Origin of the sequence: Streptomyces sp. SID14478 (assembly GCF_010548525.1) — a bacterium.
GTDB lineage: Bacteria > Actinomycetota > Actinomycetes > Streptomycetales > Streptomycetaceae > Streptomyces.
Genome location: NZ_JAAGMG010000020.1, coordinates 1 through 1,238, shown reverse-complemented (window position 1 = coordinate 1,238; position 1,238 = coordinate 1). Strand labels below are relative to the sequence as shown.

At 74.0% G+C, this 1,238-nt stretch carries 1 protein-coding gene and 1 pseudogene; one reads left to right on the top strand and one right to left on the bottom strand.

Annotated elements, in window-relative coordinates; genetic code table 11:
- Positions 1-281 (bottom strand): hypothetical protein (locus G3I40_RS00860; protein WP_164300207.1); only part of this gene is annotated, 281 nt, incomplete at its 3' end.
- A gap of 263 nt (positions 282-544) precedes the next feature.
- On the opposite strand from G3I40_RS00860, the pseudogene G3I40_RS00855 reads away from it, so the two are divergent.
- A pseudogene (locus G3I40_RS00855) lies at positions 545-1,238 on the top strand (tetratricopeptide repeat protein); the annotation flags it as partial.

Below are 1,238 nucleotides of genomic sequence, written 5' to 3'. Positions count from 1 at the left end.
GTGCCCGCGACGGGCGGCGCGAGGGAGAGACCGCGGCCCGCGGTCTGCGTACACGCGCTGCCGGGGACGTCCCAGCCGTCGGCGGTGCCGGGCGGCACGAGGAACCCGAGGGTGTCGCCGCCGCCGTCGTGCAGCACCGGGCCGACCGGCTCCGCACTGCCGCGCTGCAGGATGTCGACCGCCTCCAGGCCCTGCCGGGACGGCACCGTCACCAGGTCGCAGGCGCCGGGCGGTTGCGCGCTGCGCTCCTCGGTCGGGCGGTGCTGTGCCGTCGATGTCATGGGCTGTGCCGCGTCCAACACGTCGGCCCCTCCTCGTCCGTGGGGTTTCGCCGCATGGTTCAACGCCTGCGGACGTCAACGGCTACGGCGGCACGCCGCCGCAAAGGATGGCAGTTCATGGCGGATCACGGGTGAGATATCCGGTTTGTAGGCAAACACTGCGTGTCGACGCCGTCACAGCCTGTACCTTCGAGCCTCGTCGGAACTCGCCACGCGGTCAACTCCCGTGGCGCCCGGCACGGTTCGCACGGGAGGACCCGCTCATGACGTCGTCTCCGTATGCCCCGAATGCCTCGGCACCACCGTCCCCACGGCCCAACCTCGCCTTCCGGCACCTGCGCGGACAGCGCTCGCCGGGCGAGTTCGCGGCCGCGGTGCGGCGGGCGGCGCGGGAGATCGGCGAGCGGGTCAGCTGCGACGCGCGCTACATCGGACGTGTGGAGGCCGGCGAGATCCGCTGCCCCAACTACGCCTACGAGCGGGTGTTCCTGCACATGTTCCCGGGCCGGACCCTCGCGGACCTCGGGTTCGCGCCGCGTGCCGCAGTACGCGGCCGGAGCACGCGCTCACCCGTGGCCGCCGAGCGTCCGCGCCCCGCACTCACCGAGCACACGCACCACGAGGAGAGCGACGTGCGGCGTCGCGCATTCATGACCGGCATGACCGGCTCGACGGCCACCGTGGCCGTCGCCACCCTGACGCCCTTCGGTGTCCCCGTGCTCCCGGCCGGAGCGGACCGGCACCCCGCGCGGGCCGGCGTCGGCGCCGTGGAGGAGGCGATCCGGCGCATCCGGCTGCTCGACGACCGGCACGGCGCGGACGGCCTGTACCGGCGGGCCGCGGCGCCGCTGCGCAGCGCCTTCGAACTGCTCGACTCGGGCACCGCGCAGCGCGACGTCACCGAGCGGCTGCAGACCGGTGCGGGTGAACTGGCCATCTCCGTCGGCTGGTTGGCCC